At 67.5% G+C, this 17,654-nt stretch carries 17 protein-coding genes and 1 tRNA gene; 5 read left to right on the top strand and 13 right to left on the bottom strand.

The window, feature by feature from the left end:
• Nucleotides 1-32 precede the first annotated feature (32 nt).
• Nucleotides 33-1,310: a TRAP transporter large permease gene (locus AC6CR5_RS29225; protein ID WP_020924420.1), complete on the top strand. Its 1,278-nt coding sequence runs from the start codon at nt 33-35 to the stop codon at nt 1,308-1,310.
• Nucleotides 1,311-1,431: 121 nt separating this feature from the next.
• Here the strand turns inward: AC6CR5_RS29225 and AC6CR5_RS29220 are convergent, their stop codons facing one another.
• Nucleotides 1,432-1,722, bottom strand: a complete 291-nt coding sequence (locus tag AC6CR5_RS29220; protein ID WP_006388526.1) for a DUF3579 domain-containing protein — start codon at nt 1,720-1,722, stop codon at nt 1,432-1,434.
• A 146-nt stretch (nt 1,723-1,868) separates the two neighbouring features.
• Here AC6CR5_RS29220 and AC6CR5_RS29215 point away from each other — a divergent pair, with 146 nt between their 5' ends.
• Both AC6CR5_RS29215 and argF read left to right on the top strand, forming a co-directional pair.
• A complete protein-coding gene (locus AC6CR5_RS29215; protein ID WP_020924422.1) occupies nt 1,869-3,050 on the top strand; it encodes an aspartate aminotransferase family protein in 1,182 nt (393 codons plus the stop codon).
• 56 nt (nt 3,051-3,106) lie between these two features.
• A complete protein-coding gene (argF, locus tag AC6CR5_RS29210) occupies nt 3,107-4,048 on the top strand; it encodes an ornithine carbamoyltransferase (protein ID WP_026382721.1) in 942 nt (313 codons plus the stop codon).
• Nucleotides 4,049-4,113: 65 nt separating this feature from the next.
• Here argF and AC6CR5_RS29205 read toward each other — a convergent pair whose 3' ends face one another.
• From AC6CR5_RS29205 to AC6CR5_RS29185, 5 genes are read right to left on the bottom strand one after another with little or no spacing between them, the layout of a single operon-like run.
• Nucleotides 4,114-5,001, bottom strand: a complete 888-nt coding sequence (locus AC6CR5_RS29205; RefSeq protein WP_081322323.1) for an alpha/beta fold hydrolase — start codon at nt 4,999-5,001, stop codon at nt 4,114-4,116.
• 23 nt (nt 5,002-5,024) lie between these two features.
• Nucleotides 5,025-5,588, bottom strand: coding sequence for a DUF4286 family protein (locus AC6CR5_RS29200; RefSeq protein ID WP_020924424.1), 564 nt, complete (start codon nt 5,586-5,588; stop codon nt 5,025-5,027).
• A gap of 12 nt (nt 5,589-5,600) precedes the next feature.
• On the bottom strand, nt 5,601-6,131 hold the full coding sequence (locus AC6CR5_RS29195) for a carboxymuconolactone decarboxylase family protein (protein ID WP_020924425.1): 531 nt from the start codon (nt 6,129-6,131) through the stop codon (nt 5,601-5,603).
• Nucleotides 6,132-6,133: 2 nt separating this feature from the next.
• A complete protein-coding gene (locus AC6CR5_RS29190; RefSeq protein ID WP_200221005.1) occupies nt 6,134-7,090 on the bottom strand; it encodes a Bug family tripartite tricarboxylate transporter substrate binding protein in 957 nt (318 codons plus the stop codon).
• 58 nt (nt 7,091-7,148) lie between these two features.
• Complete coding sequence (locus tag AC6CR5_RS29185; protein WP_024068291.1) at nt 7,149-8,015, bottom strand: amidohydrolase family protein; 867 nt, start codon at nt 8,013-8,015, stop codon at nt 7,149-7,151.
• A 127-nt stretch (nt 8,016-8,142) separates the two neighbouring features.
• Between AC6CR5_RS29185 and AC6CR5_RS29180 the strand changes: the two genes are divergently transcribed.
• The gene (locus tag AC6CR5_RS29180) at nt 8,143-9,072 is read left to right on the top strand and encodes a LysR substrate-binding domain-containing protein (protein ID WP_024068290.1); all 930 of its coding nucleotides are present in this window, start codon (nt 8,143-8,145) and stop codon (nt 9,070-9,072) included.
• A 122-nt stretch (nt 9,073-9,194) separates the two neighbouring features.
• Nucleotides 9,195-10,535, top strand: coding sequence for an argininosuccinate synthase (argG, locus tag AC6CR5_RS29175; protein ID WP_006388517.1), 1,341 nt, complete (start codon nt 9,195-9,197; stop codon nt 10,533-10,535).
• A 414-nt stretch (nt 10,536-10,949) separates the two neighbouring features.
• On the opposite strand, the gene AC6CR5_RS29170 is transcribed toward argG, so the two are convergent.
• From AC6CR5_RS29170 to AC6CR5_RS29140, 7 genes are all read right to left on the bottom strand, one after another.
• Complete coding sequence (locus AC6CR5_RS29170; protein WP_006388516.1) at nt 10,950-12,878, bottom strand: potassium transporter Kup; 1,929 nt, start codon at nt 12,876-12,878, stop codon at nt 10,950-10,952.
• Nucleotides 12,875-13,990, bottom strand: coding sequence for a sensor histidine kinase (locus AC6CR5_RS29165; protein ID WP_006388515.1), 1,116 nt, complete (start codon nt 13,988-13,990; stop codon nt 12,875-12,877). Before AC6CR5_RS29165 ends, AC6CR5_RS29170 begins: the two co-directional genes overlap by 4 nt.
• An 86-nt stretch (nt 13,991-14,076) precedes the next feature.
• A complete protein-coding gene (locus AC6CR5_RS29160) occupies nt 14,077-14,748 on the bottom strand; it encodes a response regulator transcription factor (RefSeq protein WP_024068289.1) in 672 nt (223 codons plus the stop codon).
• A 65-nt stretch (nt 14,749-14,813) separates the two neighbouring features.
• On the bottom strand, nt 14,814-15,293 hold the full coding sequence (locus AC6CR5_RS29155; RefSeq protein WP_006388514.1) for an ExbD/TolR family protein: 480 nt from the start codon (nt 15,291-15,293) through the stop codon (nt 14,814-14,816).
• Complete coding sequence (locus AC6CR5_RS29150; protein WP_020924431.1) at nt 15,293-16,282, bottom strand: MotA/TolQ/ExbB proton channel family protein; 990 nt, start codon at nt 16,280-16,282, stop codon at nt 15,293-15,295. Before AC6CR5_RS29150 ends, AC6CR5_RS29155 begins: the two co-directional genes overlap by 1 nt.
• 1 nt (nt 16,283) lies before the next feature.
• Complete coding sequence (locus tag AC6CR5_RS29145) at nt 16,284-17,081, bottom strand: energy transducer TonB (protein WP_038503127.1); 798 nt, start codon at nt 17,079-17,081, stop codon at nt 16,284-16,286.
• A gap of 396 nt (nt 17,082-17,477) precedes the next feature.
• Nucleotides 17,478-17,553: transfer RNA gene (locus AC6CR5_RS29140), tRNA-Val, on the bottom strand.
• Nucleotides 17,554-17,654 lie beyond the last annotated feature (101 nt).

Raw genomic sequence — 17,654 nt, 5'->3', positions numbered from 1 at the left:
CCCCGTCCCGAATCCAAGCAGCCGATATCGCCATGTCCCAATTAATGATTGTCTCGATGCTGATTTTCTTCGGGCTGTCCGTGCCGGTCGCCGTGTCGATCGGGCTGGCCAGCCTGGCGGGGGTCGGCGCCGCCAACCTGCCCTGGCTGGTGGTGGCCCAGCAGCTCTATGCCGCGCTGGACAAGTACCCGCTGGTCGCGATCCCGTTCTTCATCCTGGCCGGCAACCTGATGGAAGCCGGCGGCATCTCCGAACGCATGGTGGAGTTCGCCAAGAGCGTGGTCGGCGGCATCCAGGGCGGCCTGGCCTGCACCTGCGTGCTGACCTGCATGATCTTCGCCGCCGTGGCCGGCTCCAGCGTCGCCACCACCTTCGCGGTGGGCGCCATCCTGATCCCGGCCATGATCCGCCACGGCTATCCCGCCCCCTTCGCCGCGTCATTGCAGGCCAGCGCGGCCGAGCTGGGGGTGATCATCCCGCCGTCGATTCCGATGATCCTGTTCGCGGTGTCCACCGACACCTCCACCGGCGAACTGTTCATCGCCGGCGTCATGCCCGGCATCCTGATCGGCGTGGCGCTGATGTTCTACGTGTGGCTCTACGCCAAGCGCAACAACCTGGGCAAGCGCGACGGCGAAGGCCGCCTGCCGCTGTGGCCGGCCTTCAAACGCGCCTGGCTGGCGCTGATGATGCCGGTCATCATCCTGGGCGGCATCTACGGCGGCGTCTTCACCCCGACCGAGGCGTCGGTGGTAGCGGTGATGTACGCGGTGGTGGTGGGCAAGTTCGTCTACCGCCGCCTGAGCTTCAAACAGCTGTCGGACACGCTGCATAAGTCGGTGGTGTCCACCGCCGTGATCATGTTCGTGATCGCCAATGCCGGCGTCTTCAGCTTCCTGCTGAACCGCGCCGGCATCCCCGATGCGCTGGGCGTGTGGCTGGCGCAGCTGTTCGACACCCAGTTCTCGTTCCTGATGGGCGTGAACCTGGCGCTGTTCGTGATCGGCATGTTCATCGAGACCTCGGCCTCGATCGTGGTGCTGGCCCCGCTGCTGCTGCCGGTGGCGCTGAAGTTCGGATTGGACCCGGTGCACTTCGGCATCATCATGGTGGTCAACCTGGCCCTGGGCATGATCACGCCGCCATTCGGGGTGAATCTGTTCGCGGCGTGCGCAGTGGCCAAATTGCCGCTGGAGCGGTTGATCAAGCCGTTGATTCCGTTCGTGGGAGTGGTGATTGTCTGCCTGATGGTGATTACATATTGGCCGGGGTTGTCGTTGGGACTGCGCGACCTGGTCTACGCCAAGTAGCAACGCGGCCGGCCGCCACGCGGGCGGCCGCGCGCCACCCCGCCCCGGCGAGAGGGGCGCGGCCTGTAGCAAGCCTGAAAGACAAAGCGCCCGATTCGGGCGCTTTGTGGTTTCGGCAAGCCTAGATTTCGCGTTCTTCCGTCTTGAGGTGGTTGTCGCGGGCGAAATCCACCACGAACTTGTACGCCAGCGGTTCGAGGTCGCGCAAGCGCTGGTCGACCACGATGCCACGCACGCCGTCGATGACGACGGGCAGCACGTAGGGCGAGTAGGTGAGGTGGTTACCGGCACAGCCGGCGGGCCGGAACTGTGCCATTACGCCGGCGAGCCGTTCCGCCCAATCGCTGGGGCGAAAGCGGCTACCGCTTTCGGTAACGCCATGAATTACGAATTGTCTGACGCGAGTTGCCATGGATTCTTCACTACGGAACGCCCTTCACGAAGCCGGATCGTCGGCGTGATCAAACATGCGCCCCGCGCCGCGAATTGTATATGATTGATCCTTTGCCCTGTCCCGAAAGGCGATCCGCCCAGGGAAAAAGCCCAGGAGGACCCGTCATGACCTCGCCTCTGGCCAATATCTACGCCCGGCTGCCGGTCTCGTTCACCCACGGCCAGGGGGTCTGGCTGTGGGACGCGCAGGGCCGCAAGTACCTGGACGCGCTGGCGGGCATCGGCGTCTCCTGTCTGGGCCATGCCCATCCCCGGCTGGTCGCGGCCATCAGCGAGCAGGCCGCGCGCGTCATCCACACCTCCAATATCTACGAAGTCCCGCAGCAGACCGAGCTGGCCGCGCGCCTGGCGCGGCTGTCCGGCATGCGCGACGTGGTCTTCAACAACAGCGGCTCCGAGGCCAACGAAGCCGCCATCAAGCTGGCGCGCTACTACGCCTACCGGCACGGCAACAGCCACGCCCACATCATCACCATGGACTCGTCCTGGCACGGACGCACCCTGGCCACGCTGGCCGCCACCGGCAGCGACAAGGCGCGCAAGGGCTTCGAGCCCCTGCCCTCGGGCTTCATCCAGGTGCCGTACAACGATGCCGCCGCGATCCGCGCCGCCGGCGACGCCGAGCCGCGCGTGGCCGCCGTGCTGCTCGAAGCCCTGCAGGGCGAAGGCGGCATCCGTCCCTCCGATGCCGCCTTCCTCCAAGAGGTACGACAACTGTGCACCGAGCGCGGCTGGCTGCTGATGATCGACGAGGTCCAGTCGGGCATCGGCCGCACCGGCAAGTGGTTCGCCCACCAGTGGGCCGACATCGTGCCGGACGTGATGACCCTGGCCAAGGGCCTGGCCGGCGGCGTGCCGATCGGCGCGATGCTGGCCGCCGGCCCTGCGGCGGGCGTCTTCACCCCCGGCAGCCATGGCACCACCTTCGGCGGCGGCCCGCTGGTCTGCGCGGCCGGCCTGGCGGTGCTGGACGCGCTGGAATCGGAAAACCTGCTGGCCAATGCCCACGACGTGGGCGGACACCTGCAGGCGCGGCTGGCCGCCGAACTGGCCGGCGTGCCCGGCGTGGTCGAGGTGCGCGGCCGCGGCCTGATGCTGGGCATCGAACTGACCCGTCCCTGCGGCGTGCTGGCGTTGCGCGCCCTGGAAGCGGGCCTTTTGATCAACGTCACCCGCGACCGCGTCATCCGCCTGCTGCCGCCGCTGGTCCTGTCGCGCGCCGAAGCCGACCAGATCGTCGGCATCCTGGCGCCGCTGATTCGACAGTTCCAGGCCGAACATCCATAATCAACCTCCCGCCCGGGCCACGAGCCCGTCCGGGCCCAATGACCTGCGACATCACCATGACTCCTCCCACGACTCAAAACGGCCCCTTGCGGCACTTTCTGCAGTTCAAGGACTTCTCGTCCGCCGAGATCGCCTACGTGCTGGACCGCGCGCGGCTGATCAAGGAAAAATTCAAGCGCTACGAACCCCACATGCCGCTGCACGACCGCACGCTGGCGATGGTGTTCGAAAAAGCCAGCACCCGTACCCGCGTCTCGTTCGAGGCCGGCATGTACCAGATGGGCGGCTCGGTCATCAACCTGACCTCCAACGATTCCCAACTGGGCCGCTCCGAGCCCATCGAGGACACCGCGCGCGTCATCTCGCGCATGGTCGACATCGTCATGATCCGCACGTTCGAGCAGACCCGCATCGAGCGCTTCGCCTCGCACTCGCGCGTGCCCGTGATCAACGGCCTGACCAACGAATTCCACCCCTGCCAGATCCTGGCGGACATCTTCACCTACATCGAGCACCGCGGCCCCATCGCCGGCAAGACGGTCGCCTGGGTCGGCGACGCCAACAACATGGCCTACACCTGGCTGCAGGCCGCCGAGATGCTGGGCTTCACGCTGCACGTGTCGACCCCGGCCGGCTACGAGCTCGAAGCCGCCCGCATCGGCTCGCCGTCCGACAAGGTGCTGCGCCAGTTCAAGGACCCGATGCAGGCCTGCCAGGGCGCGCACCTGGTCACCACCGACGTCTGGACCAGCATGGGCTACGAGGCCGAGAACGAAGAGCGCCGCGCCGCCTTCGCCGACTGGTGCGTGGACGCCGAGATGATGGCCGCCGCCGATCCCCAGGCCGTGTTCATGCACTGCCTGCCCGCCCATCGCGGCGAGGAAGTCACCGGCGAAGTCATCGACGGCCCGCAGAGCGTGGTCTGGGACGAGGCCGAGAACCGCCTCCACGTGCAGAAGGCGCTGATGGAGTTCCTGCTGCTGGGCCAGTTGAAGTAAGCAGCTCGCCCATGAAAAAAGCAGCCCCACGGGGCTGCTTTTTTTATCCGCGCCAGGCGCGGCATTCAGGGCTTGAGCGACTTTTCCCAGCGCACGATGGCGTCGACCACCGCCTGCGGCGCTTCCGGCACCAGCGCGTGGCCGGCGCCCGGGATCACCACCACCGACACGCGCTCGCCGAATTCGTCGCGGATCTCGTTGCGGGTCGATTCCGGCTTGAACAGGTCGGCGCCCGCCTGCAGATCGAGCAGCGGCTTGCTGCCGCCCGACCACCAGTCCGACTGGCGCGTGGCCTTGCCGGCCAGGCGCTGGCTTTCGCTGACCTCGGGATACCAGCCGTTGAGCCAGACGCTCGCGTCATGGCCCGGCGCGAAGAACGCGTACTGGATGGACTTGAGGCGCTGGGCGTCGGGCAGCGACAGGTCGGCGCTGCGGTCGACGTGCTCGCTCAGGCCGGCGGGGTACTTCTTGGCCGCCGCCGCCACGATCACCACGCCGCGCACCAGGTCGGGATGGTCCACGCCCGTGGTGCGCGCCACCCAGTTGCCGAAGGCGTGCCCGATCATCACCACCGGCTGCTTGGCGACATCGCGGATCACCGCCGCCATGTCGTTGCCGAAGTCATGCAGCGTGATGTCCTTCATCGGTCCGCTGCTGCCGCCGATGCCGCGCGGCTCGGGCCGCAGCACGCGGTAACCGGCCTGCGCCAGCCGCGCCGCGAGGTCGTCGAAATCCTCCTGGCCGCGGCCGCGCGACGGCAACAGCACCAGGGCCGGGCCCTGGCCCTGCACCAGCACTTCGATGCGGGCGCCGTTGCCCGGCAGCACCGTCACGCGCTCGACCTTGTCCGCAGGCGCCGCCGCGGCAGGCGTCGGCGCGGCCTGCGCGGCCAGCGACAACCCGGCCGCGTTCAACGCGCCCCACAGCAAAACCCTCGCCCATCGCTTGCCCATCGTTGTCTCCTCGTTCTTCTGTGTCAAAGAATCTTCTGGAACATGGTGCGGCGCGTGTTGCGGAACGACGGCCGCACCCGGCTGCTCCAGTCGGTGGCGCGCACCGCCAGCCACGGCGGGCTGCCGAAGGTCTCGCGCGTTGCCAGGTCATAGCAGGCCAGGTAGCGCGGCCCCTGGTCGCGGCATTCATAGCGCTGCGCGCGCACGGTGCCGGGCACCGCGGCCAGGCCCGGCAGGTGCTCCTGGTCGTACCAGGCATTCAGGTCCGCCTCGGCCTCGGGCAGCACGTCGGTCTCGACGATGTAGTGCCAGGGCGCATCCAAGCCGGCCGAAGCGCCGGCCAGGTCCAGGGTCAGGTGCAGCACGCGCGCCTGCGCCCCGGGGAACAGTTCGGCCAGGCGCGCCTGCACTTCCGGCTGGCCACCGGCGTCGCCGTCGACATATACATAGGTCTCGTCCTCCTCGACCGCGGCGAAAGCGCGCAGCCGCACGCCGTCCAGGCCCTCGGTCAGGCGTTGCGCCATGTCGGCCGCGCGCGCCGCGTCGAAACGCTCGCCCAGCGACACCAGCAATACCGTCTTGTCCATGCAAAGCTCCTTTCAGTGCCCGACGCGCAGCGCCACCAGGAAGCGCGACACCATGTTGTAGGCGGCTACCGTCGCGGCCAGTTCGACCAGTTCCTGGTCGTTGTAGCGCGAACGCAGCGGCGCGAACAGCGCGTCCGGCACCTCGATGTCGCGGGTCATGGCATCGGTCAGGGCCAGCACGTCGGCCTCGCCCGCCTCCAGCCCCTGCACCGCGTCCGCTTGCGGGCCGCCGCGCAACTGGTCGACCACCGCCTGCGGCATGCCCGCCGCCAGCGCGTGCGGCACGTGCGCGTCGAACTCGTACGGCGCGTTGTTCAGGGTCGCCACGCGCAGGATGATCAGTTCGCGCACCCGTGGCGACAGCGAGGTGTTCAGGCGGATCGCGGTCAACATCGCCTCCCAGCCCTGCACCACGGCGGGGCTGTTCAGCAGCACCTGGTACAGCGGCGAGATGCGGCCGCGCGCGGCCGCAATGCGCGCTTCCATTTCGGCCAGGGCCGGGCGCGTGCCCGGCACGACCGGCGAGACTCGGCAATCGCTCATGCTCACTCCGGACGAATGTTCTTGCGTTGGATCAGCGAACCCCACTTTTCGCGGTCGGCGGCGATCAGCGCCGCCAGCTCCTGCGGCGAGCTGGGCGCGGCCTGGGCGCCGAACTTCTCCAGCTTGGCGCGCACCGCTTCATTGCCCAGCGCGGCGCGCAGGGTCTGGTTCAGTTTCTCGACCGTGGCCGGCGGCGTGGCGGCGGGCGCAACGATGCCGTACCAGTTGTTCGACTCGACGCCGCTGATACCCTGCTCGGCCAGCGTCTTGACGTCCGGCAGCAGCGGATGGCGCGTCGGCGCGGCGATGCCCAGCGGCTTGAGCTTGCCGCCCTGGATGTGGCCGATCAGGCCCGGCACGTCGCCGAAGAAGCCAGCCACCTGGTTGCCGAGCACATCGTTGATGACGGGCGCCGCGCCCTTGTACGGCACGTGCAGCACCTTGGCCTTGCTGGCGTCGGCGAACATTTCCAGCGTCAGATGCGGAATGCTGCCGATGCCCGACGAACCGATGGCCACCGATTGCGAAGCCGCCTGCGAACGCTTGACGAAATCCGCCGCGTCGGTCGCCGGATTGGCCGGATTCACCACGAACACGGTGGCGTTGTTGACCACGCGCGACACCGGCGCGAAATCGCGCACCGGGTCATACGGCAGGTCCTTGTACAGGGCCGGGCTGATGGAGACCGCGCCAACGCTGGTCAGGAACAGCACCGAGCCATCGGCCGGCGCCTTGGCGACGTAGGCCGCGGCGATGTTGCCGTTGGCGCCCGCCTTGTTCTCGACGATGACCGACTGCTTGAGCTCCTTGCCCAGTTGTTCGGCCAGCACCCGGCCGACCAGGTCCACCGGGCCGCCCGGCGGGAAGGCAATGATCAGGCGCACCGGGCCATCGGCGTGCGCCGTGGCGCCCAGGCTGGCCAGGCCCAGCAGGCCGGCGAATACGAGTTTCTTGAACATGAATTGCCTCCTCGGGATATCGTGTTTTCTTGTCGCCTGGCAGCAGGCGATGGCGCGGCTACGGAAATCCGTAGAGACGCGCCGGGTTGTCCACCAGGACCTGCCGGCGCGTCTCGGCGTCCGGGCAGGCCAGGAAAAAAGCGTCGGCCAGCTCGCCGTCGTCGGGCATGTCGCCCGCCACGTTCGGATGCGGCCAATCCGTGCCCCACAACGTGCGTTCCGGCAGCGCCTGCACCAGGGCGCGCACGAACGGAATGCCTTCGGCAAAGGGGCGCTTGCCCGAGGCGATGCGGTCGATCCCGGACACCTTGACCCAGGCGCGCGGCTCGCGCGCCAGGTCCAGCAGCGCGCGGAACGCCGGCGCGCCCAAGCCTTCGGCGGCCTTGACGCGGCCCATGTGGTCGATCACGAACGGCACCGGCAGCGCCCGCAGGCGCGGCAGCAGCTCCGGCAGCATGGCTCCGTCCAGGTGCAGACAGACGTGCCAGCCCAGCGGCGCGATCAGCCCGATGACGTGGTCAAACACCGCCGGATCGGGCGCGCCGCCCAGGTGCGGCACGAAGTTGAAGCGCGCGCCGCGCACCCCGCCTTCGTGCAATCGGCGCACGCTGGCCGGCGTGGCGTCCGCGCCCAGCAGCGCCACGCCGCGGTAGCGGCCCTGGCTCTGCGCCAGCGCGTCCAGCAGCGCGGCGTGGTCGCTGCCATGGCAGTTGGCCTGCACCACCACGGCGCGCTGCACGCCAAGGTGCGCATGCAGGGCCGCCATCCTGGCGTAGGGCGCGTCGGGCGGGGTGTAAGAGCGCCCCTCGGCATACGGAAACACATCGGCGGGGCCGAAGACGTGGCAATGCGTATCGCAGGCCCCGGCCGGCAGCGCATGGCGGGGACGGGAAGGCGTGGCTAGCGGGGGACGACAATCGGGCACGGGGCGGGTTCCTGCGGGCAAAACGCCATGCTCATCGATTGCGAGCCGCTTAACAATGCTATATCTTTGATTTCAGATATAGAAAATACAAATATCCACACACCCTTTCCCGCCTCCTGGCCCCACCATGGACCTCAAGCAAATCGAGTATTTCGTGCGCGTCGCCGAACGCCGCAGTTTCTCGCGCGCGGCCGAACTGCTCGACGTGGCCCAGCCCACCCTCAGCCGCCAGGTGCGCCTGCTGGAACTCGAACTGGGCCAGCACCTGCTCTACCGCAACGGCCGCGGCGCCGAACCGACCGAGGCAGGATTGCGTTTCCTGGAGCATGCCCGCGCCCTGCTGGCGCTGGCCGACCGCGCCAAGCAGGACCTGCAGACCCTGCGCGAAACCCCGACGGGCAAGGTGGTGGTCGGCCTGCCGCCCCGCATCGCGCGGGTGCTGACGCCGCCGCTGGTGCAGGCGTTCCGGCGCCGCTTTCCCGATGCATCGATCGCCGTGGCCGAAGGGCTGAGCGCGCAGATGCGCGAATGGCTGCTGGCCGGACGGGTCGACCTGGCGCTGCTGTACGACCCCGCGCCTTCGCCGCAACTGGGCTATGAATCGCTGTTCCGTGAGAATCTGGTGCTGGTGGCCGCCGCCGACCACCAGCCGCCGCTGCCCGCCCGCATCGCGGTGGCCGGCCTCGGCGCATATCCCCTGGTCCTGCCGAGCCTGCCCAACGCCATCCGCACCCTGGTCGAGAGCATCTGCCGCGCCCAGGGGGTACGGCTGCAGGTCGCGGCCGAGGTCGACGCGGTGCAGACCATCGTGGAACTGGCCGCCCAGGGCGACGCCTACGCCATCCTGCCGCGGTCGGCCGCGCGGGGCCCGGCGGCCGAGCACGCGCTGTCGCTCAGCGAGATTGAAGCGCCCCGCATCACCAACAACCTGGTGCTCGCCAGCGCCCGCCACCGCCCCGCCACCCGCCTGGCCAGCGCCACCGGCGACCTGATCCGCCAGTTGAACCTGGCGGCGCTGTTCGAGCCGGCCGCCCCGCCTGCCCACCCCCTGCCCTGACCCCAGCCCGGTCCCCTGCCCGGCCCCCTGCCCGGACCGCCCAAACGCGTTAAAATGGCGGGCAGATTTCTTGTTTGGCGGCTCGCTGCTGTCAAAGTCCCGTTGGCGTCTCACCTCAAACAATGACCACTATCCTCCCGAACCTTCCCACCGGCCAGAAGGTCGGCATCGCCTTTTCCGGCGGCCTCGACACCAGCGCCGCGCTGCTCTGGATGCGCAACAACGGCGCCATCCCCTACGCCTACACCGCGAACCTGGGCCAGCCCGACGAATCCGACTACGACGAGATCCCGCGCAAGGCCATGGCCTACGGCGCCGAGAACGCCCGCCTGATCGACTGCCGCGCGCAGCTCGTGGCCGAGGGCATCGCCGCCCTGCAGGCTGGCGCCTTCCACATCTCGACCGCCGGCATCACCTACTTCAACACCACGCCCATCGGCCGCGCCGTCACCGGCACCATGCTGGTGGCCGCCATGAAGGAAGACAACGTCAACATCTGGGGCGACGGCAGCACCTTCAAGGGCAACGACATCGAGCGCTTCTACCGCTACGGCCTGCTGACCAACCCGGACCTGAAGATCTACAAGCCCTGGCTCGACCAGCAGTTCATCGACCAGCTCGGCGGCCGCTCGGAAATGTCCGAGTACATGCGCCAGGCCGGCTTCGACTACAAGATGTCGGCGGAAAAGGCCTACTCCACCGACTCCAACCTGCTCGGCGCCACCCACGAAGCCAAGGACCTGGAACACCTGAACTCCGGCATCCGCATCGTCAAGCCCATCATGGGCGTGGCGTTCTGGCGCGACGACGTCGCCGTCAAGGCCGAGGAAGTCACCGTCCGCTTCGAGGAAGGCCAGCCGGTCGCCCTGAACGGCGTGGAATACAGCGACCCGGTCGAACTGATGCTCGAAGCCAACCGCATCGGCGGCCGCCACGGCCTGGGCATGAGCGACCAGATCGAAAACCGCATCATCGAAGCCAAGAGCCGCGGCATCTACGAAGCCCCGGGCCTGGCCCTGCTGTTCATCGCCTACGAACGCCTGGTCACCGGCATCCACAACGAAGACACCATCGAGCAGTACCGCGAAAGCGGCCGCAAGCTGGGTCGCCTGCTGTACCAGGGCCGCTGGTTCGACCCGCAAGCCATCATGCTGCGCGAAACCGCCCAGCGCTGGGTCGCCCGCGCCATCACCGGCGAAGTCACCATCGAACTGCGCCGCGGCAACGACTACTCGCTGCTGAACACCGAATCGCCCAACCTGACCTACGCCCCCGAGCGCCTGTCGATGGAAAAGGTCGAGAACGCCCCCTTCACCCCCGCCGACCGCATCGGCCAGCTGACCATGCGCAACCTCGACATCGTCGACACCCGCGCCAAGCTGTTCACCTACACGAAGACCGGCCTGCTCTCCGCCTCCGGCACCTCGCTGCCGCAACTGAAGGACGAGGCCAAGAAGAAGTAATTCTTCCCGCTCAACAAAAAGCCCCTCGGCAACACCGAGGGGCTTTTTTTGTTCAACACGCCACACAACGCGAGCCGTCCCGCCCCACCGCCCAAATGCCAAAAGGTGGCCGCCCGCGCGGCCTCCTTTTGGCGACCCCGAAAGATCCTTCTCACTTCAATAAACCATGGGCAAGAACGTCAAGCAAACCGCCCGCCCCAAAGTCCGCCAAGATGCAGACATTGCAGCCCGCCGGGTTGGCGTTGCGGGGGTGCGGGGCGTGTAGATGCGCCCGACGGAATCCGAAGGAGTCGCCGAAGGCGAGGACGAGGATGAGAAAGGGGCAGTCCGGAGCGAACGCTCCGGACCGCAATCGTAGCCCCGCGCCCCCGCAACGCCAACCCGGCGGGCGCCTCAAGAACTCAACCCCCAGGCCTAAAGTTCGACCTGCATCCCCATCTCCACAACCCGATTCGCCGGAATCTTGAAAAACTTCGTGCTCCGCGTCGAATTGCGCGCCATGAACGAGAACACCGCCCGCCGCCACCGCCACAAGGCCGGCTTCCTGGCCGCCACCACAGTCTGCCGCGAGAGGAAGTAGGACGTGCGCATCGGCTCCAGATCCAGCTCCGGATACGCCTCCGCCACCAGCCGCAGCGCCTCCGGCACGTCCGGATCTTCCTTGAAACCGTAGTTGATCGTCGCCGCCCAGCTCGACGCGCTCATCTTCTGCACCGTGAAGCGCTCGTCCTCGGACACATAGGGCACGTCGGCCACCCGGATCGTCAGGAACAGCACATGGTCATGCAGCACTTTGTTGTGCTTCAGGTTATGCAGCAGCGCCGGCGGCACATTGCCCGAATTCATCGTCATGAAGATCGCCGTGCCCGGCACCCGTGACGGCGGATAGGCCTCCAGCTGCTCCATGAATTCCTTGAGCGGCTGGCGGTCGCGCTGCTGCATGTCGGACAGCAGCCGACGGCCGCGGCGCCAGGTCATCATCAGCGTGAACACCACGATCGCCACCACCAGCGGCAGCCAGCCGCCTTCGTGGATCTTGAAGACGTTGGCCGAGAACAGCAGCACATCGAACAACAGCAGCAGGCCCAGCACCACGAACCACAGCATGCGCTTGGCGCCCGTCGTGCCCCGCGGCAGCACCGCGAACGCCAACACCGACGTCGTCAGCATCGTCCCCGTCACTGCGAAACCGTAGGCCGCCGCCAGGTTGTCGGAATTGCGGAACAGCAGCACCAGCACAAGCACCGCGCACAGCAGCAGCGCATTGACCTGCGGCAGGTAGATCTGGCCCTTCTCCACCGCCGACGTGTGCAGGATCTGCATGCGCGGCCAGAACCCCAGCTGCACCGCCTGGCGCGTCACCGAGTAAGCGCCCGAGATCACCGCCTGCGACGCCACGATGGTGGCCACCGTCGCCAGCGCCACCAGCGGCGCCAGGCCCCACTCCGGCGCCATCATGAAGAAAGGATTGCGGATCGCGCTGGGATCGCGCAACAACAGCGCGCCCTGGCCGAAATAGCACAACGTCAACGCCGGCAGCACCATGCTGAACCAGGCGCTGCGGATGGCCGGGCGGCCGAAATGGCCCATGTCGGCATACAGCGCCTCGGCGCCGGTCAGCGCCAGCACCACCGCGCCCAGCAGCACGAAACTGATCCACGGGAATTCGACGATGAAGCGCAGGCCCCACATCGGATTGAGCGCCGCCAGCACCTCGGGCGTCTGCCACACCTGCCAGGCGCCCAGCGCCGCAAGCGTGCCGAACCACAGCAGCATCACCGGCCCGAACAGCTTGCCCATGGCGCCCGTGCCGTGCGACTGGATCGCAAACAGCGCCACCAGCACCACCAGCGCCAACGGCACCACCCACGCATCCAGCGTGTGCGACACGATGCCGATCCCCTCCAGCGCCGACAGCACCGAGATCGCCGGCGTGATCATGCTGTCGCCATAGAACAGCGCCGCGCCGAAAATGCCCAGCACGATCAATACCCAGCGCAGCTTGCCCTCGCGGCTGCGCACCGCCAGCTCCAGCAGGGCCAGCGTGCCGCCTTCACCGCGGTTGTCGGCGCGCAGCACCAGCGTCACGTACTTGAACGACACCACCACCATCAACATCCAGAACAGGATGGACAGCACACCCAGCAAGTGGGCCGGCTCCAGGTCGGTGTGCACGCTCAGCCCGGTGAGGCACGCGCGCAGCGTGTACAGCGGACTGGTGCCGATATCGCCATACACCACGCCCAGCGCCCCCAGGACGAGAGCCGCGCGCGACGAAGGTGCATGCCCGCCGGCGGCGTGGCCGTTGGACGAGGGAGGAACGCTGACCGAGCCCTGGCTCATGATGTGGGTTCTTGCCGAGTGAGTTGAGCCCCCTTGCGAGGGCCGGGAAACACGACCGAAAGCCGCGTTCCGGAAAAATCCGGGCGGCTGGTGAGCTTCCACCAGGCGCCGTGGGCGTGCGCGATCTCGCGCACAATGGCCAATCCCAGGCCCGAACCGCCGGCGCTGGCCGACGGGGAACGATAGAACGCCTCGAAGACGCGGTCGCGTTCTTCGGGAGGAATGCCTGGGCCATCGTCCTCGACCGTCAACGAAGGCGGGTTGGCGCCCACGATCAAGGTGATCCGGCCGGTGGCGTTGCCGTAGCGCAGCGCATTGTCGATCAGGTTGCCCAGCAACTCGGCCAGCAACAACGGATCGGCGTCGATCCAGATCGGCGCATCCGGGGCCACCAGGTCCAGCTCATAGCGCGCCTCGCGCACCCGCGGAAACCACTCCGCGCCGTGCGCCCGCACCCATTCGCACAGGTCGATGCGCACGAAGCTGTCCTGCGGCCGGGCGTTGGGGTCGGCCCGCGCCAGCACCAGCAGTTGCTGGCCCAGGCGGATCATGCGATCACTGACCGCCTTGATGCGCTCGGCGCGCGCCCGCACATCGTCGGGCAGGGGCCGGGCCAGCATCAGTTCTGATTCCAGGCGCAGCCCCGACAGGGGCGTGCGCAACTGGTGCGCGGCGTGGCCGATGAAGCGCCGCTGCGCCGCCAGCGAGGCATCGAGCCGCAGCAGCAGGTCGTTGGTATGCGTGACCAGCGGTTCGATCTCGACCGGCACGCCGACCACTTCCAGTGGCTGCATGTCGTCGATGGAACGCTGGCGGATTTCCTCGGACAGGTGGTTGACCGAGCGCAGGCCGGAGCGCACACCCTGCACCACGACCCAGGTGAACAGGCCGATCAACGCCACCTGCCCCACCACCATCAGCCAGAAAAAGTCCTCCAGCATCCAGAGGGACATGTCGATCTTGTGGGTGATGACCCAGGTGGCGGCCAGGTCCAGCAGCACCAGCAGCAGGATGGGCGGCATCAGCCGGATGACCAGATGCCGCGCGAGCGAACGGGAGGGGAGCAAGGGGCGCGAGGCCGTAGGAGCGGGAGGAGTGCGTTCTAGCGTCATGACGCGGTGCCCTCGCTTAGGCGGGCAGGGATTCCGGCCGCCGCGGGCCGGCTACGCCAGCCGGCGCCAGGCGGCCAGGGAGGCCGTCAGGCCGTTTCCACATCCAGCATGTAGCCGAAGCCACGCACGGTCTGGATGCTGGCGCCGGTGCCTTCCAGGCGCTTGCGCAGGCGGTATACGTAGACTTCCACTGCGTTTTCGCTGAAATCGGCATCCCAGGCGGACAGGGAATTCACGATCTGGCGCTTGGTGACCACGCGGCCCACGCGGGCCATCAGCATTTCCAGCACGGACAGCTCGCGCACCGACAGCGACAGGCGCTGGCCATTGGCGCGGACTTCGCGGCCGACGGTGTCGAACACCAGCGGCCCGACTTCGATCAAAGGCTGCGCCTGCCCCGCGCGGCGGCGGCCGAAGGCGCGCACCCGGGCGGCCAGCTCGGGCAGTTCGAAAGGCTTGGTGACGTAGTCATCGGCGCCGGCATCCAGGCCGGCGACGCGGTCCTCGATGCCGTCACGGGCCGTCAGGATCAGCACCGGCACCTGGTTGCCGTCCTGGCGCAGTTGACGCAGCACGTCCAGGCCGCTCATGCCCGGCAGGTTGAGGTCGAGCAGCATCAGGTCATACGGCTGGCCTGCCAGCGCGCCCAGAACCCGGTCGCCGTCGGTGAGCCAGTCGACCGCATAACCCTGGTCGGCCAGAAATTCCTGGAGCGCATGGCCCAGGGTGGTGTCGTCTTCGATTACCAGAACTCGCATGCCGCGATTCTAGCGCGATCCCGGAAAAAACGGGGCGCGAAATGCGCCCCGCTGCCGGGAATCGTTCAACGGGCGGACGGCGCCGGGGCGGCTCCGCCTGCTGCCGGGGCCTCCCCCGCCGGCGCGCCCGAGGGCGGCGTGGTGACGAAGCCGATGCGCGTCATGCCCGACCGGCGCGCCGAAGCCATGACCTTGGCCAGGGTCTCGTAGCGGGTATTCTGGTCGGCGCGGATGCGGATCTCGGGTTGCGGCTTGGTGCCGGCGATCGACTTGAAGCGGTTCGGCAGGTCGTCGATATTGACCGGCTTTTCGTCCCAGAACAGCGCGCCGCCGGCATCGATGGCCAGATCCACGGTCTTGGGTTCTTCCTCGATCTGCTCGGCGGCCACCTGGGGCATGTTGATCTTGATCGAGTGGGCCAGCAACGGCGCCGTGATGATGAAGATCACCAGCAGCACCAGCATGACGTCGATCAACGGCACCATGTTGATCTCGGAAACCGTATGGCTCCCGGATCCCTTGCCCTCGAAGCTGCCAAAAGCCATTATTCGCTCCCGCGTTGAACCGCGGCGCCGTTACCGTGCTGGCGGCGCAGGGCGCGCACCTTGCTGTCCGACAGGGCCACTTGCTGGCCGGTCGTCAGGAAGGCGAACAGGTCATGCGCAAAGGCATCCAGGCGCGACAGGTAGACGCGGTTGTTGCGCACGAAGGTGTTGTAGGCCAGCACCGCCGGAATGGCGACCGCCAGACCCAGGCCGGTCATGATCAGGGCCTCGCCCACCGGACCGGCGATGCGGTTGATGGTGACGCCATCGGACAGGCCGATACCGACCAGCGCATGGTACACGCCCCACACGGTGCCGAACAGGCCGACGAACGGCGCGGTCGAGCCCACCGAGGCCAGCACCGTCAGGCCGTTTTCGAGCTTGGCGGTTTCCTCGTCGATCACCTTGCGCATGGTGCGGGTGACGAAATCGCCGTTCGAGCCGGCTTCTTCCAGCTTGGTGGCGCCGAACTTGTTGTGATGCGCCTGGGCATGCATGGCGTGGCTGGCCAGGTGCGAGAACGGATCACGCGCCCCGTGCGTGGTGATTTCGTGCTCGACCTGTTCCAGCGAGCTGGAGTTCCAGAACTTGTTCAGGAAGTCGGCCGAGCGGCGGCGCATGCTGATGTTGCTGCCGACCTTGACCAGGATCAGGTACCAGGTCACCAGCGACATCAGGATCAGGATGATGAACAGGGTCTTGCCGACGAAGTCGCTCTGCGCGACGAAGTGCAGGAAGCCCATGTCGGGGACCGGCGCCGGTGCCGGCACCGGTGCAACCGCGGGCAGCGCGGCGGCGGCGCTGTGCAGCGCCTCCGCGGATTGCTGGACGGCGCCGGTGGCCTGCTGGACGATGCCGCCGGCCGCGGTGGCGGCTTGCTGGGCGGCGGGCGCCGCAGCGGCGGCGGCGGGTGCCGCGGCCGCCGGAGCCGCTGCCGGGCTGGTGGCCGCCTGCGCCACCAGGGTGGCGCTGTGCATTGCGTTGGACATCTCAGTTCCTCATTACGAAATCGAACGGAATTTTTGCTTTGGCGGGATAAGCCACGCCATTGCGGCTATAGGGTTTCATGCGGGCCTTGCGCGCGGCGGCCAATGCCGACTCGTCCAGCCTGGGGAAGCCCGAGGACGAATCGACGGTGGCCCGCTCGACCAGTCCCTGGGTATTGATTTCCACCAGCACCACCACCCGGCCCTCTTCCCGCATGCGGCGCGATGCCATCGGGTAGTTGGGCATGGGCCGCGCCCCCAGGTATTCGATCTGGGTTTCCTGCAGGATCTGGTCGGGCGGCGGACCTTGGCGCGGCGCCTGCGTGGTCTGCGCGCCGTCGGGGGTACCGGTGGGCGGCGTTTCGACGGGCGGCGTCTCGGGCTTGGGCTCGGGTTTGACTTCCTGCTTGGGCTGGGGCTTGGGTTTCGGCTTGGGCTTCGGCTTGGGGGCCGGCATCGGCGGTTTTTCGACCACCGGTTCGGGTTCGGGCTCCGGTTCGGGCTCCACCTTCGGATCCGGCTCGGGTTCGGGTTCGATCTCGGGCTGTGGTTCGGGCGGCGTTTCGGTCACCGGTTGCGGCACTTCCGGCGTGGGGTCGGCTTTGGCGATCTGGGGAGTGGGAGCGTCCACCACACTCACCATGATGGCCTCGGGTTCCTCCAGTTCAGGACGGTTCTCGGGAGCCAGGTAAATGGCATAGACCACTGCGGCGTGTAGCGCAACGACCGCCAGGCCAGCGCCTACGCGTATACCAAGGGAAGACGGCGGTGAAGTGTTCAAACCACGTTGAAAGCTAGGCATGAATCAGCCAGGGTGCATTAACTTATCTGGCCAGCCAGGAAAACGCGCGCCACGGGCGCGCGCCGGCTGACCGGTACAAGCCAAGCATCATATCTTAAATGCGAATGATTCGCACGTCATATTTCGTCTGCAATAGCGTAACACTCCGATGCTCCGCCAACCCTGCGCGCGCGCAAACAAGCCCGCAACCCGCACAGGAACGAACACACACCACGCGCTCTTTCGCCAGCGCCTGCGCCACGGAGCCTGCGCGCACCGCATCCACAGTGCGCATCCACATGACTCGCGTCCGCAAGCCTGCCCAGACGCCCCCAGACGCCCCAAATGCGCACGACAAGCGCAAAAACAAAAAACCCGCCACGGTACCGTGTGCGGGTTTCTGTTTCGGCTTGCTGATGGTGGGTGCTACAGGGGTCGAACCTGTGACCTACGCCTTGTAAGGGCGCCGCTCTACCAACTGAGCTAAGCACCCGTCTTGGTGTCGAATCTGCCGCGAACGGAACGCGGAAAATCGCTGGCCGGGGTACTCAAAAGCAATACGCGGGCCGGAGTATACCGGACCGCGTACCTGTC

The organism is Achromobacter sp. EG18, assembly GCF_059759395.1.
The sequence above is the reverse complement of the archived record's forward strand: the minus strand, read 5'-3'. Positions and strand labels throughout refer to the sequence as shown.

Excerpts from the sequence above, each read along its gene's own strand:
- AC6CR5_RS29225 (WP_020924420.1), top strand. The coding sequence starts at position 33 with ATGTCCCAATTAATGATTGTCTCGATGCTGATTTTCTTCGGGCTGTCC.
- AC6CR5_RS29220 (WP_006388526.1), bottom strand. The coding sequence starts at position 1,722 with ATGGCAACTCGCGTCAGACAATTCGTAATTCATGGCGTTACCGAAAGC.
- AC6CR5_RS29215 (WP_020924422.1), top strand. The coding sequence starts at position 1,869 with ATGACCTCGCCTCTGGCCAATATCTACGCCCGGCTGCCGGTCTCGTTC.
- argF (WP_026382721.1), top strand. The coding sequence starts at position 3,107 with ATGACTCCTCCCACGACTCAAAACGGCCCCTTGCGGCACTTTCTGCAG.
- AC6CR5_RS29205 (WP_081322323.1), bottom strand. The coding sequence starts at position 5,001 with ATGGGCAAGCGATGGGCGAGGGTTTTGCTGTGGGGCGCGTTGAACGCG.
- AC6CR5_RS29200 (WP_020924424.1), bottom strand. The coding sequence starts at position 5,588 with ATGGACAAGACGGTATTGCTGGTGTCGCTGGGCGAGCGTTTCGACGCG.
- AC6CR5_RS29195 (WP_020924425.1), bottom strand. The coding sequence starts at position 6,131 with ATGAGCGATTGCCGAGTCTCGCCGGTCGTGCCGGGCACGCGCCCGGCC.
- AC6CR5_RS29190 (WP_200221005.1), bottom strand. The coding sequence starts at position 7,090 with ATGTTCAAGAAACTCGTATTCGCCGGCCTGCTGGGCCTGGCCAGCCTG.
- AC6CR5_RS29180 (WP_024068290.1), top strand. The coding sequence starts at position 8,143 with ATGGACCTCAAGCAAATCGAGTATTTCGTGCGCGTCGCCGAACGCCGC.
- argG (WP_006388517.1), top strand. The coding sequence starts at position 9,195 with ATGACCACTATCCTCCCGAACCTTCCCACCGGCCAGAAGGTCGGCATC.
- AC6CR5_RS29170 (WP_006388516.1), bottom strand. The coding sequence starts at position 12,878 with ATGAGCCAGGGCTCGGTCAGCGTTCCTCCCTCGTCCAACGGCCACGCC.
- AC6CR5_RS29165 (WP_006388515.1), bottom strand. The coding sequence starts at position 13,990 with ATGACGCTAGAACGCACTCCTCCCGCTCCTACGGCCTCGCGCCCCTTG.
- AC6CR5_RS29160 (WP_024068289.1), bottom strand. The coding sequence starts at position 14,748 with ATGCGAGTTCTGGTAATCGAAGACGACACCACCCTGGGCCATGCGCTC.
- AC6CR5_RS29155 (WP_006388514.1), bottom strand. The coding sequence starts at position 15,293 with ATGGCTTTTGGCAGCTTCGAGGGCAAGGGATCCGGGAGCCATACGGTT.
- AC6CR5_RS29150 (WP_020924431.1), bottom strand. The coding sequence starts at position 16,282 with ATGTCCAACGCAATGCACAGCGCCACCCTGGTGGCGCAGGCGGCCACC.
- AC6CR5_RS29145 (WP_038503127.1), bottom strand. The coding sequence starts at position 17,081 with ATGCCTAGCTTTCAACGTGGTTTGAACACTTCACCGCCGTCTTCCCTT.